The 15,707-nt window shown below is 42.3% G+C and carries 19 protein-coding genes; 14 read left to right on the top strand and 5 right to left on the bottom strand.

Annotated elements, in window-relative coordinates; all coding sequences use genetic code 11:
• Positions 1-14: 14 nt before the first annotated feature.
• The 10 genes from sufD to A6755_RS28075 all read left to right on the top strand — a co-directional run bounded on the left by sufD (position 15) and on the right by A6755_RS28075 (position 9,498).
• On the top strand, positions 15-1,316 hold the full coding sequence (gene sufD / locus A6755_RS03200; RefSeq protein ID WP_034310144.1) for a Fe-S cluster assembly protein SufD: 1,302 nt from the start codon (positions 15-17) through the stop codon (positions 1,314-1,316).
• Entirely contained in the window at positions 1,316-2,545 is a 1,230-nt protein-coding gene (locus tag A6755_RS03205) for a cysteine desulfurase (RefSeq protein WP_048688225.1), read from the top strand. The genes sufD and A6755_RS03205 overlap by 1 nt, the downstream gene beginning before the upstream one ends.
• Complete coding sequence (gene sufU / locus A6755_RS03210) at positions 2,535-2,963, top strand: Fe-S cluster assembly sulfur transfer protein SufU (RefSeq protein WP_034310148.1); 429 nt, start codon at positions 2,535-2,537, stop codon at positions 2,961-2,963. The genes A6755_RS03205 and sufU overlap by 11 nt, the downstream gene beginning before the upstream one ends.
• Before the next feature lie 55 nt (positions 2,964-3,018).
• The gene (gene sufB, locus A6755_RS03215; protein ID WP_034310152.1) at positions 3,019-4,416 is read left to right on the top strand and encodes a Fe-S cluster assembly protein SufB; all 1,398 of its coding nucleotides are present in this window, start codon (positions 3,019-3,021) and stop codon (positions 4,414-4,416) included.
• 198 nt (positions 4,417-4,614) lie between these two features.
• A complete protein-coding gene (locus A6755_RS03220; RefSeq protein ID WP_053536752.1) occupies positions 4,615-5,463 on the top strand; it encodes a DUF72 domain-containing protein in 849 nt (282 codons plus the stop codon).
• 84 nt (positions 5,464-5,547) lie between these two features.
• A complete protein-coding gene (locus A6755_RS03225) occupies positions 5,548-6,375 on the top strand; it encodes a sulfite exporter TauE/SafE family protein (protein WP_048688231.1) in 828 nt (275 codons plus the stop codon).
• A 16-nt stretch (positions 6,376-6,391) separates the two neighbouring features.
• Positions 6,392-7,777, top strand: coding sequence for a bifunctional metallophosphatase/5'-nucleotidase (locus tag A6755_RS03230; protein ID WP_063589761.1), 1,386 nt, complete (start codon positions 6,392-6,394; stop codon positions 7,775-7,777).
• A gap of 63 nt (positions 7,778-7,840) precedes the next feature.
• Positions 7,841-8,143 (top strand): YunC family protein, encoded by a 303-nt coding sequence (locus tag A6755_RS03235; protein WP_034310161.1) that lies wholly within the window; start codon positions 7,841-7,843, stop codon positions 8,141-8,143.
• A gap of 176 nt (positions 8,144-8,319) precedes the next feature.
• A complete protein-coding gene (locus A6755_RS28070) occupies positions 8,320-8,751 on the top strand; it encodes a hypothetical protein (protein WP_063589762.1) in 432 nt (143 codons plus the stop codon).
• An 18-nt stretch (positions 8,752-8,769) separates the two neighbouring features.
• The gene (locus tag A6755_RS28075) at positions 8,770-9,498 is read left to right on the top strand and encodes an HD-GYP domain-containing protein (RefSeq protein ID WP_343929583.1); all 729 of its coding nucleotides are present in this window, start codon (positions 8,770-8,772) and stop codon (positions 9,496-9,498) included.
• On the opposite strand, the gene yunB is transcribed toward A6755_RS28075, so the two are convergent.
• Together yunB and A6755_RS03255 are read right to left on the bottom strand one after the other, a co-directional pair.
• On the bottom strand, positions 9,438-10,187 hold the full coding sequence (gene yunB / locus A6755_RS03250) for a sporulation protein YunB (RefSeq protein WP_063589764.1): 750 nt from the start codon (positions 10,185-10,187) through the stop codon (positions 9,438-9,440). The two genes, A6755_RS28075 and yunB, sit on opposite strands and share 61 nt — an antisense overlap.
• Before the next feature lie 89 nt (positions 10,188-10,276).
• Complete coding sequence (locus A6755_RS03255) at positions 10,277-11,260, bottom strand: M23 family metallopeptidase (RefSeq protein WP_034310168.1); 984 nt, start codon at positions 11,258-11,260, stop codon at positions 10,277-10,279.
• Positions 11,261-11,447: 187 nt separating this feature from the next.
• Here A6755_RS03255 and lipA point away from each other — a divergent pair, with 187 nt between their 5' ends.
• Complete coding sequence (gene lipA / locus A6755_RS03260) at positions 11,448-12,362, top strand: lipoyl synthase (RefSeq protein WP_034310172.1); 915 nt, start codon at positions 11,448-11,450, stop codon at positions 12,360-12,362.
• 39 nt (positions 12,363-12,401) lie between these two features.
• Here the strand turns inward: lipA and A6755_RS03265 are convergent, their stop codons facing one another.
• Positions 12,402-13,064 carry a YhcN/YlaJ family sporulation lipoprotein gene (locus A6755_RS03265; RefSeq protein WP_034310174.1) on the bottom strand — a complete coding sequence of 221 codons (663 nt, stop codon included), beginning with the start codon at positions 13,062-13,064 and terminating at the stop codon, positions 12,402-12,404.
• 113 nt (positions 13,065-13,177) lie between these two features.
• Between A6755_RS03265 and A6755_RS03270 the strand changes: the two genes are divergently transcribed.
• On the top strand, positions 13,178-13,453 hold the full coding sequence (locus tag A6755_RS03270) for a YutD family protein (protein ID WP_034310177.1): 276 nt from the start codon (positions 13,178-13,180) through the stop codon (positions 13,451-13,453).
• A 30-nt stretch (positions 13,454-13,483) separates the two neighbouring features.
• On the opposite strand, the gene A6755_RS03275 is transcribed toward A6755_RS03270, so the two are convergent.
• Positions 13,484-13,771 (bottom strand): cytosolic protein, encoded by a 288-nt coding sequence (locus A6755_RS03275; protein WP_170946935.1) that lies wholly within the window; start codon positions 13,769-13,771, stop codon positions 13,484-13,486.
• 70 nt (positions 13,772-13,841) lie between these two features.
• Positions 13,842-14,108, bottom strand: a complete 267-nt coding sequence (locus A6755_RS03280; RefSeq protein WP_034310182.1) for a DUF3055 domain-containing protein — start codon at positions 14,106-14,108, stop codon at positions 13,842-13,844.
• A gap of 344 nt (positions 14,109-14,452) precedes the next feature.
• Here A6755_RS03280 and A6755_RS03285 point away from each other — a divergent pair, with 344 nt between their 5' ends.
• Positions 14,453-14,890: a DUF86 domain-containing protein gene (locus A6755_RS03285; RefSeq protein ID WP_063589765.1), complete on the top strand. Its 438-nt coding sequence runs from the start codon at positions 14,453-14,455 to the stop codon at positions 14,888-14,890.
• A gap of 24 nt (positions 14,891-14,914) precedes the next feature.
• On the top strand, positions 14,915-15,682 hold the full coding sequence (locus tag A6755_RS03290) for a TIGR01457 family HAD-type hydrolase (RefSeq protein ID WP_034310188.1): 768 nt from the start codon (positions 14,915-14,917) through the stop codon (positions 15,680-15,682).
• Positions 15,683-15,707: the final 25 nt, after the last annotated feature.

Raw genomic sequence — 15,707 nt, forward strand, 5'->3', positions numbered from 1 at the left:
TAGGAGGATTTGCAATGACTACAGAAACGAAATTACCGTTTGAACAAGAGGATATAAGCTCCTATTCAACTAAAAATAATGATCCAGCTTGGCTATCCGAGCTTCGGATTCAAGCGTTTTCTGAATTAGAAAAGCTCCCGATGCCAAAGCCGGATAAAACGAAAATCGATAAATGGAATTTCACTTCTTTCCAAACTCATACGGTTGAGAGTGAAGCTTTTGCCTCTTTAGAGGAGCTTCCGGAAGAAATTAAGTCCATCATTGAAGAAAATGAAAACTTATACATCCAACGCAATAATACGCCGGCACATATCAATCTGTCAGCTAATGTGAAAGAACAAGGCGTCATTTTTACGGATATTTTATCGGCGGCCCGCGATCATGCTGAGCTCGTACAAAAATATTTCATGAAAGACGGCGTTAAAATAGATGAGCATCGTTTAACAGCGCTTCATGCTGCATTGGTTAATGGGGGAGCATTCCTTTATGTTCCGAAAAATGTAGAAATCAAAGAGCCGATTCAATCGGTATTCCTTTTGGATAATCCGGATACTACACTTTTCAACCATGTCTTGATCGTAGCTGAAGATAATAGCTCTGTCACATATGTAGAGAACTATTTCTCAACCGTTGAGTCTAACGAAGGTGTTGCCAACATCGTAACCGAAGTATTTGCAAATGCGAATGCCAAAGTCCAATATGGTGCGGTCGATACCCTTTCAAAAGGCTTCACGACATATGTTAACCGCCGTGGAGTGGCAGGACGTGACGCACGTATTGAGTGGGCGCTTGGCCTGATGAACGACGGAAATACGATTTCGGATAATACAACATATCTAATGGGCGATGGCTCCCACGGTGATACAAAAACCGTTGTAGTCGGGCGCGGGGAACAAAAGCAGAACTTCACGACAGCCATCATTCATTATGGCAAACGCTCTGAGGGTTATATCCTTAAGCACGGTGTCATGAAAGAATCCGCATCCTCCATTTTTAATGGAATTGGGAAAATAGAGTATGGTGCTACAAAGGCCAATGCTGAACAAGAGTCACGTGTGTTGATGTTAAGTGAAAAAGCACGCGGAGACGCCAATCCGATCCTCTTGATCGATGAAGATGATGTAACGGCTGGTCATGCTGCTTCAGTCGGCCGTGTCGACCCGCTTCAACTGTATTATTTAATGAGCCGTGGTATTACAAAGAAAGAAGCAGAAAGACTTGTCATTCACGGATTCTTGGCCCCTGTTGTTAACGAGCTTCCAATTGAGGGAGTCAAAAAACAATTAGTAGCGGTCATTGAAAGGAAAGTACAGTAATGAACCCATACGAAATTCGTAAGCTTTTTCCAATATTAGATCAAGAAGTCAATGGTCAGCCATTAGTTTATTTAGATAGTGCTGCAACCTCTCAAAAACCGGCTGCAGTGATTGAAGCGATTGAGCAATATTACCGCGGCTATAACTCGAATGTTCACCGCGGGGTGCATACACTAGGAACAAAAGCTACGGATGCGTATGAAGGTGCTCGTGAAAAGGTACGTAAATTCATTAATGCTTCTTCTACAGAAGAAATCATCTTTACCAGAGGCACAACGACTGCTTTAAATACTGTAGCAAGAAGTTACGGTGGTGCAAATATTAAAGAGGGTGACGAAATCGTCATCTCTTACATGGAGCATCACAGTAATATCATTCCGTGGCAGCAGCTTGCCAAAGAAAAAGGCGCTGTATTGAAGTATATTCCGCTTCAGGAGGATGGCACGATTTCCGTTGACGATGCGAGGGCTACAATTACGGAAGCAACGAAAATCGTGTCCATCATGCAGGTTTCGAATGTGCTTGGCGTTATCAATCCTGTGAAGGAAATCGCCCAAATTGCCCATGATCACAATGCTGTAATGGTAGTCGACGGGGCACAAAGCACGCCGCATCTAAAAGTGGATGTCCGTGATTTGGATTGTGATTTCTTTGCCTTCTCAGGTCATAAAATGGTCGGTCCAACAGGCATCGGCGCATTATATGGCAAGAAAGATCTTCTGGAAAAAATGGAACCGATCGAATTCGGCGGAGAGATGATTGATTTTGTAGGTTTGTATGAGTCTACATGGAAAGAACTCCCGTGGAAATTCGAAGGCGGTACCCCAATCATCGCCGGCGCCATCGGCATGGGGGCTGCCATTGATTTCTTGGAGGAAATCGGTTTGGATAATATTGAACGGCATGAACATAAGCTCGCCGCTTATGCAATGGAGAAAATGTCAGCAGTTGAAGGGCTGACCATTTACGGTCCAAAAGATGCAGAAAAGCGTGCTGGTGTAATAACCTTTAATATTGATGACGTACATCCACATGATGTCGCAACCGTTCTTGATGCAGATGGAATTGCTGTCCGTGCCGGTCACCACTGCGCACAGCCATTAATGAAATGGCTTGACGTATCAGCGACAGCAAGAGCAAGTTTCTATCTATATAACACGGAAGAAGATATTGATAAGCTTGTGTCCGGGCTTGTTAAAACGAAGGAGTATTTCAGTAATGTCTTTTGATAACCTTGATACACTTTACCGTCAAGTCATTATGGATCACTATAAGAAACCTCGTAATAAGGGCATGCTAGAAGATGGAAGCATGACAATCGATATGAATAATCCAACTTGCGGCGATCGGATTCGTTTAACGATGAAGATTGAAGACGGCAAGGTCAGCGATGTTAAATTCGATGGTGATGGTTGTTCAATATCGATGAGTTCGGCTTCCATGATGACGCAAGCCATTAAGGGCAAAGACGTTGATACTGCCCTTGCGATGTCCGAGACTTTTTCCTTAATGATTCAGGGAAAAGAATACGACGATGAGATGGACCTTGGGGATATTGAAGCCCTTCAGGGTGTTTCTAAATTTCCTGCCCGAATCAAGTGTGCTACCCTAGCTTGGAAAGCCATGGAAAAGGGATTGAAGGAATAATTAAATTAAAATGAGCTGTTGTAATTCAGCCATTTGAAATGGAGGAATACGAGCTATGGCAAAGAAAATGCCTGATATCGGCGATTATAAATATGGCTTTGCGGATAAAGATGTTTCCATCTTCCGTTCAAAGCGTGGTCTGACAAAAGAAATCGTGGAAGAAATTTCTCGAATGAAGGATGAACCGCAATGGATGCTTGATTTCCGTTTGAAATCATTGGAGCATTTTTACAACATGCCAATGCCTCAATGGGGCGGCGACATGCAGAGCCTGAACTTCGATGAAATCACATACTATGTTAAGCCATCAGAGAAATCAGAGAAGTCTTGGGATGAAGTTCCTGATGAAATCAAACAGACTTTTGATAAATTGGGAATTCCTGAAGCCGAACAAAAATACCTTGCCGGTGTATCTGCCCAATATGAATCTGAAGTGGTTTACCATAGCATGAAAGAAGAATTGGAAGACTTGGGTATCGTGTTTAAAGATACGGACTCAGCACTTCGTGAAAATGAAGATATCTTCCGTGAGCATTTCGGGAAAACGATCCCGCCTACTGACAATAAATTTTCTGCATTGAACTCGGCAGTTTGGTCAGGTGGATCATTCATCTATGTACCAAAAGGCGTTAAAGTGGATACTCCGCTTCAAGCTTATTTCCGGATCAACTCTGAAAACATGGGGCAATTCGAACGTACGCTAATCATTGTTGATGAAGGCGCATCCGTTCACTATGTAGAAGGTTGTACAGCTCCTGTTTATACAACTAACTCCCTTCATAGTGCGGTTGTTGAGATTGTCATCAAGAAAGATGCTTACTGCCGTTACACGACGATCCAAAACTGGGCAAACAACGTGTTTAACCTGGTTACGAAACGTGCGGTTTGTGACGCTAATGCAACAATGGAATGGATTGATGGTAACATCGGTTCGAAATTGACAATGAAATATCCTGCTGTCATCTTAAAAGGTGAAGGCGCTCGCGGTATGACATTATCGATTGCCATTGCAGGTAAAGGCCAACACCAAGACGCGGGAGCGAAAATGATTCACCTAGCGCCAAATACATCTTCAACGATTGTATCTAAATCAATTTCTAAACAGGGCGGTAAAGTAACATACCGTGGTATCGTTCATTTTGGACGTAAAGCGGATGGAGCTCGTTCCAACATTGAATGTGATACATTAATCATGGATAATCAGTCTACATCTGATACGATCCCTTACAATGAAATCTTGAATGATAACATTTCCCTTGAACACGAAGCGAAGGTTTCCAAAGTATCTGAAGAACAATTGTTCTACTTGATGAGCCGCGGAATTTCTGAGCAAGAAGCAACGGAAATGATCGTAATGGGCTTCATTGAACCATTTACAAAAGAACTTCCAATGGAATATGCGGTTGAAATGAACCGTCTGATCAAGTTCGAAATGGAAGGCTCCATCGGATAATAACCGACTGGCCTGCCTGTAAGGCGATTTAGAATAATCATTCATACAAAAGCCTGCCGGGTTTGACTGGCAGGCTTTTTGTTTTGATATTTTGATATTCCACACCCTTATACGAAAGATTAGATATGGCTCAATGAGGGTAAAAAAATAAAAGAAGAAGTCAGGAAATGGTCCTGTCCCAAAGGAGTGATGATGCAGATGATTTATGTTGGTGTGACCGGTTGGGGTGATCATGATAGTTTATATCATGGAGGTGTTTCCCAACGTGATAAACTCAAAGAGTACGGCGCTCATTTTCCCATTGTGGAGGTGGATGCTTCATTCTATGCAGTCCAGCCAAAGAGGAACAGTGAAAAGTGGGTATCCGAGACGCCAGCATCATTCCGGTTTGTCGTTAAAGCCTACCAAGGGATGACAGGACATCAACGTGGGGAAATCCCATTTGAAAGTAAGAAGGAGATGTTCAAGGCGTTTTGCGACTCACTGGAAGCATATCGGAAGTCCGGCAAGCTCGCGATGGTCTTATTTCAGTTTCCGCCATGGTTTGATTGTAAACGTGAAAACGTGAATTACCTGCGATGGTGCAAAGCTGAAATGGGCGATATCCCAGTTGCCATAGAGTTCCGGAATCAAAGCTGGTACAGGCCCAATGTAGTCCAGCAAACTTTGGATTTTATCGAAAAGGAAGGCTGGATCCATACTGTATGCGATGAGCCGCAGGCTGGTGAGGGATCCATACCTGTCGTTCTGCATGCCACCGATAAAGATAAAACCCTGGTACGCTTTCATGGCCGTAACCTGCATGGTTGGCAAAGGCCTGCTTCGGGGGATAATTGGCGTGAGGTCAGGTACCTATATCGATATAATCATCAGGAATTGACTGAATGGGTGGAGAAAATCAGGATATTGGAAAAGGAATCCAAGGAGTTATATGTCCTGTTCAATAATAACTCAGGCGGGGATGCAGCTGATAATGCCAAACAAATGATTGAGCTGCTTGGTATAGAATATGAAGGGCTGGCTCCTAAGCAGCTTGGTTTGTTTTAAGAGGAATTATATAATGAATAATGTGATGATGTGACAAGCTAGTAGAGGTAATATCCTCACAAACAGATAAAGGCGGATTTTTTCATGGTATGGTTAGTATTAGTGGGTATTGGATTATTAGCGGGATCAATCGGCGCTCTTGTCGGTCTGGGAGGCGGAATCATCATTGTGCCTTCCCTTTTATATTTAGGTACATCTACAAATATTATCGATGAGCTGACTCCACAGGTCGCCGTTGGTGTTTCAACCGTAATCATGATTTTTACCGGCTTATCTTCCACTCTATCTTATTTAAAGCATAAGGTGGTGGATTATAAGGCCGGCTTAATCTTTTTTATTGGCAGTGCACCTGGTGGAATAATGGGGGCCTATGTGAATAAAAACCTTAACGCCGAAGCTTTTTCATTGTACTTTGGAATTTTCATGGTTTTCATGGCCATCGTGTTATTAGTGAAAAATCGTTTGAAGCCCATGCTTTTCAAGCCTGGAAAAGGGAAAATAGTGAAAACGTATAAAACCGAAAATGGACATTCATTTTCCTATGGTTACCACCCCCTGTTAGCTGTTTTGATTTCTTTTGTGGTGGGATTCAGCTCCGGGTTATTTGGAATTGGCGGCGGAGCCTTAATGGTACCCGTCATGATGCTTCTTTTCTTCTTCCCTCCGCATATGGCTGTAGCGACTTCGATGTTCATGGTATTTCTATCTTCCATCACTAATTCGATTACGCATATTTCCCTTGGAAATGTAAATTGGCCATATGCTTTTGCCCTGATTCCGGGTGCGTGGTTCGGTGCTAAATTGGGTGCATTCATAAATACGCGCCTAAAGAGTGCGTCGCTGGAAAATATGTTGAAAATAGTGCTGATAATCATTGGTTTACGTCTTATATACCAAGGCATTACAGGATAAACGAGGAGGAAAAATGATGTCAGAAATCATTCATTTATATCACACCAATGATCTCCATAGTCATTTTGAGAATTGGCCTCGTATTGATAAGTTTCTTAAAGAAAGAAGACAACTTCATCAAGAAACGGGAGAAGAAGCGATCATACTGGATATAGGCGATCATGTGGACCGCTGGCATCCATATACAGAAGGTACGTTGGGTAAAGGAAATATTGAACAGCTTAATGATGCGGGCTACCAATATGTGACCATCGGCAATAATGAAGGGATCACTTTACCTCATGATGCATTGGACTCCTTATATGATCATGCAAGGTTCAAGGTCTTGGCAGCCAATATTTATTACGGTGATAATGAAAGGCCGGAATGGGCGCTTCCATTTTGGATACATACAACGGCAAAAGGCACCAAAATCGCGATGATAGGTTTGACAGCCTTTTTTCAAAAGTTTTATTCTGCGATGGGCTGGGAAATAACGGAACCATTCATGGAGTTAAAGGTGCAGCTCGAAAGGGTCAAAACAGAGGCGGATGTAATCATCATCCTTTCCCACCTGGGCATCCATGATGATGAGAGGATGGCAAGGGACTTTCCGGAGATTGACATTATACTTGGCGCGCATACCCACCACATTCTCCACCAAGGTAAATTGATCAATGACACACTCCTTTGCGGGGCAGGGAAATATGGTTTTTTTGTTGGACAGGTGGAAATGACCGTCAATCAGGAAAAGAAAATTAGCCAGAAGAGGGCCATTCTTTATGATACCAATGACTTTTTGGAATTGGAGAATGAACGGTCATGGATTGAAGAAATATACCAGGCCGGAGGGGAAACGCTAAAACAGGTTGCTGTGGATTTACCGGTGGCACTGGATAATGATTGGTTCAAACGAAGTCCTTTGACGGAAATCCTTGTGGAGGCCCTAAGGGAGTGGAGTCAGGCGGATTGTTCCTTTTTGAATGCAGGTCTTCTGCTCGAGGGGCTTCCGAAGGGACCTGTCACAAAAGGGGATATTCACAGAATCTGCCCACATCCCATCAATCCTTGCGTCGTTGAAGTAGATGGGAATGAGTTAAAGGAAATCTTGATGCAATCGAGAAATGAAGAGTGGCCTCATATTCAGGTGAAAGGTTTCGGTTTCCGCGGAAAAATCATGGGAGTCATGCAATATGATCAAATTGAATTTAACGAAATGGAGAATGGAATCGTAAAAGGGATCCTTATAAAAGGAGAGAAACTGCAGGCGGATAAGTCCTATAAATTGGCAATACCTGATATGTTCACTTTCGGGCACTTCTTTCCAAGTATCCATCGCTCCAATCGCAAGGAATACTTACTGCCGGAATTCTTACGGGATATCCTTTTATGGAAGCTGAAGAAAATATACACTAACCCCTGATTCAAAAATCACGGTTTTGCCCTTTTTTTCATAAAGTATGGGGAAGGAAGGGGCGAAACCAAATTGATTAACATGATCCCAATAATTCTTGATAATCATACATTCCTAGCCATTTCTGTCCGACTGCCGAAAACGAATTTACTTGCTGTCGCGTCCGAAAAAGGGTATATAATGTGCGGTGCATTAGATGTTGGACTGCTGAACGATAAATTGAGAGATCGTAAAATCCTTGCAGGGAGGGCCACAGGAGTTAAATCGATTGAAGAGTTATTGGAAGCGCCGCTTGAATCAGTCACCTGGGAGGCTGTGGAAAAGGGCATACATCCAGGAATGATTGGTAAAGAGGCATTAATCAAAATGATTTGAAAAGGTGGGCTTTCTTTCTTCCGAAGGGGGCCTTATTTTTTTATCAAAGTAAATGCTAATATTTTATAAATAAATATGTTCTAACAGATTCATTTATAAAAATATGCTCCGATAAAACTTATAAAGAAAGAATCGGTTTTAATTATAAATATTGAATGGGGAAACGGAGTACAAGTATGAGGCAAGCTATTACAAAGTCCCTAAGACCTGGAGCAAGGCTCGGTAAAAACATTTATAATGATCGGGGCCATATCCTATTGTGCGAGGGTCTTAGATTAACGCAGAAGATGATCAATCGACTGGTTTCCCTTAATATTCCCTATGTTTACATTCAAGATTCCAGGACGGATGACATTATTCCGAAGCCCCCAGTTTCCGGGAAACATAGAAGAGAAGCCATTAATATGATTGAAACCACTTTCCTGGACATGAAAAGTAAAATGAACCTGGATGGATCATTCACGATAGAGCAGGCTAACGTCAAATTAACTCAAATAGTCCGGAACATCATGGGCGAGCTGAAAAGGAATAAAGAGCTAATGACTTTATTGGCCGACGTTTATACATACGATGACTATATCTTCACACATTCCTTCAATGTGACCTAATATACCTTGGCGATCGGGGTGGAATTGAATATCAATGTTAAGAATCTCGAAATTCTTGGGCTTGGAGCGATTTTACATGATGTCGGCAAAATGCTCGTGCCTTTGGAAGTCCTCCGTAAACCCGGTAAGCTGACGGAAAAGGAGTTTGAACAAATCCAAAAACATGCCGATTACGGATTTCATCTAATTAAAAATGTTCATACCGTTTCACTTTTAGTTGCGAATTGTGCCTATCAGCATCATGAAAGGTTAGATGGATCTGGATATCCCCGTGGGATAAAAGGGGATGAAATCCACTATTTCGGCAAGATCATTGCCGTTGCCGATGTGTTTGATGCCGTTACTTCCAATCGGGTTTACCGAAAGGCCATGCTGCCGCATCAAGGATTGGAAGTCCTTTATGCCGGAGTCGGGAAAAAGTTCGACAATGCGATCACCGAGGCTTTCCGCAGGGCGGTTGCCATTTATCCCAATGGTCTATCCGTCGAATTGAATGATGGGAGGAAAGGGGTAGTATCCTCTCAAAATGAAGGGATAGGAGACCGCCCCATGATAAGGATACTTGAAGAAGATGGAGAGCGGATAAAAGAGCCCTACGAAGTGGACTTGAATAAAAACCTGCATTTGCTCATCATGAAATGTCTCGATACAAGAACCAGCCTAACCTCAAGGATAAGCTGGCTTTTTCATTCCTTGTTTTCCTTCATGATGGCAGGTGCAACCGAGCCGTTTCCATTACTGAAATAACTTGGAACATCACCTTCGATCAGCAGGCTTCCGACTGTCACTTCCTGGCTTACCTTGGTCTCCTTCGTGAAAGAGGGGATGACGATTTGAATATTGACATCAAAGTCCACAATCAATTCATAATAAACATTATTGATGCCTGCGTTTGTCAGTTTTGTCCTCAAATCCGATTCAACATTCCCGATGACTGACATTTTCACTGGGATTTCAGGTCCGTAATTGGAAAGGAGGTTATTCCCGGTTACGACACCAAATGGTATATAATACACCACACTTTTATATTGATCATCATTTATTTTGGCTGAACCTGTTTTAAAAGGGTTTCCCTGTTTGATTCCAAGCTTCTTTTGAATATCCTTCGTGATGTTAGCCCGCAATTCACTATATATGACTGGATTGAAGCTATAGGAAGAACTGGAGTCCTCACCACCCTTGGTGTTGGTGATGATTTTGTTCATGTCAATCTTGGCTATATTCTCATCAACCGATTCATGAATCGTTTCGGTTGCAATCCTTTTGATTTCATATTCGGCTACACTCATGATCACGGGTTCGATCGATTTGTCCACGTACCAAAGAGTCATGATGCTTGATATGATGAACAGGATAAATGAATAGAGAAATACTTTTCGGGTGGGAAGAGGCCCCTTTTTTTGGAATTTCTTCGTTCGAAATCTTTTTCGGAACACGCTTTAGCCCCCTTTACTAATAACTATGCATCAAGTTCAGGGGTTTATGTTCGAATCAAAAAAAAGCAGCGTAAAATTCACGCCGCTCACTATTTCTTTTTGGCCAGATCTTTCCTTTCCCACAATTTTAAATAGGGGTAAGGGTCAAAGCTCCATTCTGTGATTCCGTTGTCTTTGTACATTCCGTAATGAAGATGAGGAGGGAATTTTCCGGAAGTTCCTGGAGGACCGTAGCCCGTACTGCCGACACCCCCGATGACTTGTCCGGGCTCGACGATTTGACCGACTTTCAACCCTTTGGCGAAGCCGCTTAAATGGGCAAAGTAATGATAGGTATTATTTAAATCCCGTATCCCGATCCTCCAACCGCCGAATTTATTCCAGCCTTTCATTTCAATGATTCCATAGCTCGTGGAACGAACGGGAAGGCTATAATCCGCGAAAATATCAGTGCCCTCATGGATTCTCCTTCCGCCCCATCCGCGAGCGCTTCCCCATGTATTCAAGTACGTATAATGAGTCCGTACTGGAACCGGGAAGGCTTTTTCATGTAGATCCAACCGGTCGTATTTCTTATAAATCTCGGCATTGCCCATAATGATGCTGACGGCTTTATCGCGTTTATAATAATCCCACAAGCCGATCCGGATATTATCTTCATCTGCACCATATGCTTGGAGATGCTTCGAAAAAGCATACAATCGATCGGTATCATTAGTAATATCCGCTTTGCCATCACCATTGCCATCCTGGCCCAACCCATCAAAAAATGTGATCGTGAGCGGGTTCACATCGTTTAAGTCAGGATTGAGAGCCCCGCTCCACTTTGAAGGCTCGATGTGGATGCCTATAAAGCCTTTTGCCGGCTCTAAATCCCTTCTTGCGGCCCTTAGGCTGTGCTCATATTGATCTGCTCCAGCAAGGTAATACCACGGGATTTGGAGGGCAGCCTCCATATTTTTATATAGCGCCATTCTCCCGGCATAAACATCAGGGGTATCGGCAGCATTGGCGACTTGGCCTGGTGCCAAGATAAACAAACAAGTTATCGTTAGAAGGAATAATTTTTTCAACGGGGCAGGCTCCTTTCATGATATTCTCCGTTATTAAAAGACATCAGTCCATCCATCTTTTATAGTTTTGCTGATTTGGCAATAAACATGAAAAATAAATAATGGGAAACCAACTATAACTTGTATAAATGCTTTTTTATTGTTAAAGTAGGGTGTGTTAATTTCTATAGAATGGAGTGGCATTTTCATGTCTTCTAGAAATAAAGAAATTCTTCGAAAACCAGATTGGTTGAAAATAAAGCTTAATACTAACGAAAATTACCTCGGTTTAAAAAATATGATGCGCGAGAAAAATCTTCATACTGTCTGTGAAGAGGCAAAATGTCCGAATATTCACGAATGCTGGGCAGTGAGAAGGACGGCTACTTTCATGATTCTAGGTGAAATCTGTACAAGGGCTTGCCGTTTTTGTGCAGTAACAACCGGACGTCCGAATGAATTGGATTGGGCTGAACCGGAGCGTGTTGCCGATTCCGTTGTTTTGATGAATTTAAAGCATGTCGTGATTACAGCTGTTGCCCGTGATGATTTAAAGGATGGAGGCGCTGAAGTTTTCGCTGAAACGGTCCGTGCAATCCGTCGCAAAAATCCATTTACATCAATTGAAGTATTGCCGTCTGATATGGGCGGGGTGTTTGAAAATATCAAGACTTTGATGGATGCTAAACCGGATATCCTTAACCATAATATAGAGACTGTCAGAAGTTTATCCGACCGTGTACGGGCTCAGGCCAAGTATGATCGTTCATTGGAGCTTTTAAGAAGAGCCAAGGAACTGTATCCGGAAATACCGACAAAGTCCAGTTTAATGGTGGGGCTGGGTGAAACGCGTGAGGAAATCCTTGAGACAATGGATGACCTAAGGGCCAATAATGTGGATATCATGACGATCGGCCAGTATTTGCAGCCGACTAAAAAGCATTTAAAAGTGCTGAAATACTACACGCCTGAAGAATTTGCCGAACTGAAAGAACGTGCATTGGAAAAAGGATTCAGCCATTGTGAATCAGGTCCGCTTGTCCGTTCGTCCTACCATGCGGATGAACAGGTTAATGCTGCGGCAAAACATAAGCAGAGCAAAGGTGAAGAATTATTGAAATAGAGTGAAATAAAGGACCGAAAAAATTCGGTCCTTTTGTATTCAACGGTTATCCATTTTTTGATGGATGTTATCGTGATGATCTCTTTTATCGTTAACCATTTCGCCGTTTTCATTTTCACCGTCACTCATTTTGTATCCTTGAGGCGACTTCAGCATTCTTTTGATGGTCTGTTCAATCGTATAGTCAATCCCTCTGCTGCCGGATTTCACTGTAGCGAAGTTCTCGACATCTTGGGCAAGGGTTTGATAATCATCACTGACATAGACATGATAGTAGCGAGGCACGACGGACATGGCAGTACGTTTAACCTGGTCTGCGGTTTCCGTCCGATCCTTTGCATTGGTATCATATACGACAAGCACTTCCTCATCAGTAACGAGGGTAGCGGCATCATTGACATTTGGAATCTGAACACTCAGTTTAGAGATGACATCAGAAAGTTGTTCACGGTCAATGGAAGCAGCTTTGTTGGAAATGTTACGGCCGTCAATGGTTGCACTATTTGTGCGGGTAAAACCGAAATCATCACTTTTATTGTCATTATTACGATAATCCTCGTCATAATATTGAGTTGGATTATTTACGTTTGTTGGGTTACCGGCATTGTTTTTTGCACCTAGCCCCTGGTCTTCTTCTTTATCAGCACATCCGGATAGTGCAATAATCGAGCTTAAACCTATCGTTATTATCGTTTTTTTCATCAATAACACCCCCATAACTTTAGGATGAACATATTTCTCTATTTTTCGCTTAGTAATTGATGGGGAATCAGTTATAATTTAAAGAAGGAATGTATATATGAGAGGTGAAAACAATGATTAACATCAATAACATGACCTATGAAATAATTGAGGATGAAAGGGAAGGCTATAACGAAGAAGCGTTTAAAGCCAGATACAGTGAGATTTTAACGAAGTATGATTATATAGTGGGCGATTGGGGTTACGGGCAATTGAGGCTGCGTGGATTTTTTGATGATTCCAATCAGAAAGCCACCTTTGATACGAAAATAAGCACGCTTAGTGAATATCTATATGAATACTGCAATTTTGGCTGTCCTTATTTCGTCGTGAAGAAAATAAAGAAATAAAAAGGCCAGAATTCACTCTGGCCTTCCATGTTAAGAGTTGCCATATCCTTTATATGGAGGCTGTTCGTCTTTTTCTGAATCATCATGTGTCGGATGTGCCCCAGGATATTGTCGAGGCATACCCTCATGTAACGATTTATTTTCATAATTAAAGGCACTTTGATATCGTTGCCCTTCCTGCCACGGGGTATTTTTATTCTGAACTGGTTCATCTTTTGCTATGGCTGATCCAAAAGGTCCTTCGGGAAATTCTTCAGGAATTAAATAATCCCTCTGTTTTTCGACATTGGAAAAATCGTGGTATTCTTCTTTGTCCAAGATAATCCCCCCTCATGTAATCGGTCTTACACTCAGTAGGTTTCCCGTTTAAGCTAAAAAACTTCAGCACTCAGACGATTTCCATTAAAAAGTGACGAAGTTCTTCGGCTTCCGCTTCCGACAATTGAAAGGCATGCTCAAGATAGCCTTCCTCTTCCAAATCATCAGGCCCAATAATCGCGAAACGGTTACTCTGCATGTTTAAAACAAGCTTCTTTCCATAGAAACGATCGGTTGCCGTAATGGCCAGATCGAATCTTGATTCCTCTCCCATGAAGCTTATGAACCGGGTTTTTGAATCAACGACGTCATTGTATAAATAAAAGCGATCTTCCATAATATCATTCCCTTCGTATCTTCACATTTGTAGTTCCATCATAACAAAGTGACTTCAATAGGGGAACAGACATTTTTCGGGCTTCAGCTGAAGAACTTCGCTCCAGCAATAATGGCATTCATCGATTAAATGAAAATGGCAAGAATATAAATGGAATCGGGGAGTGTACGTCTGGAAATGCACCCGCGTAGAATAGGCAATGTGTGGTTGAAGGAATTGAGAGTAAGGGAGAAGCTATGGTATTATCAAGGAATAAGGTTGGTTCGGTACAGCGTTTTTAACTATGCCGCTCATTCAACCAATGATTCCCTATATCATCTTAGATCAGAAAGGATCTGGAAAAAATGTACTTTGTAGACCGCCAAAAGATTGAACAAATATTAGGTTTTCTTGAAAAGCAGCTTGGACTTTTTGAGGGGCAGGATAATTGGGATGGAAACCATTCGGAACTTATCGCTGAAAGGCTTATACAAACTTCCATCGATTCCGTGTTGGATGTAGGAAATGCGGTAATTGATGGTTTCATTATGCGTGATCCAGGAAGTTATGAGGATATTATCGATATCCTTCAAGATGAAAAAGTGATTTCAGAAGAAAAAGCGATGCAATTCAAAAAGGTTTTGCCATTAAGGAAAATGCTGGTTCAAGACTTCATTGAAGTGAATCACAAAGAACTGCATGCCGTATTTTCGGAAAATATCGAGGCATTCAAGCAATTCCCTGATTTGGTGAGGAACTATTTAACGAATGAATTGGGACCTGTTTCAGCTTTTAAAAACTAGCAGCGTTAGGAAGGCGAATTTCAAATGAAGTCGTATAAAGGATATTTAATTGACTTAGATGGCACCATGTATCGCGGAACGGAACAAATTGCGGAAGCGGCAGGGTTTATTAATGACTTAAGGAAAAGGGATATCCCTTATTTATTCGTCACCAATAATTCATCCCGTACTCCGGCACAGGTAGCGGATAAATTGAGAAGCATCGGCATATCGACGGAGGATGACCAGGTTTTCACGACAAGCATGGCCACTGCCAATTACATAGCTGAACAAAAGAAAGGTGCATCGGTCTATGTGGTGGGTGAAGAAGGCATAATCGAGGCTCTTAAGGAAAAAGGAATGAAGCTTGTGGAAGAGCATCCCGATTATCTGGTCATGGGCATCGACCGCGGCATCAATTATGAAAAGCTGTCAAAAGCCTGTCTTGCTGTAAGAAATGGTGCTGTTTTCATTTCGACCAATGGTGATATTGCCATTCCTACCGAGCAAGGCCTTTTGCCTGGGAATGGTTCCTTGACCTCCGTTGTTTCCGTTTCGACCCAGGTACAGCCGATTTTCATTGGAAAGCCAGAATCCGTCATAGTGGAGCAAGCCTTAAGAGTATTGGGGGTTCCTAAAGAAGAGACAATCATGGTTGGGGATAACTATGATACGGATATTCTTGCCGGCATTAATGCTGGGATCGATACACTGCTTGTACATACTGGCGTAACGACAAAAGAACGTTTAAAGCAATATAAGGAGCAGCCTACGCATGTGGTGGACACCCTTGACTTATGGCGCTTTGAATGAAAAAAACCAGGTCTGCGAATGCAGC

This window comes from Peribacillus frigoritolerans (genome assembly GCF_001636405.1).
Lineage (GTDB): Bacteria > Bacillota > Bacilli > Bacillales > DSM-1321 > Peribacillus > Peribacillus frigoritolerans.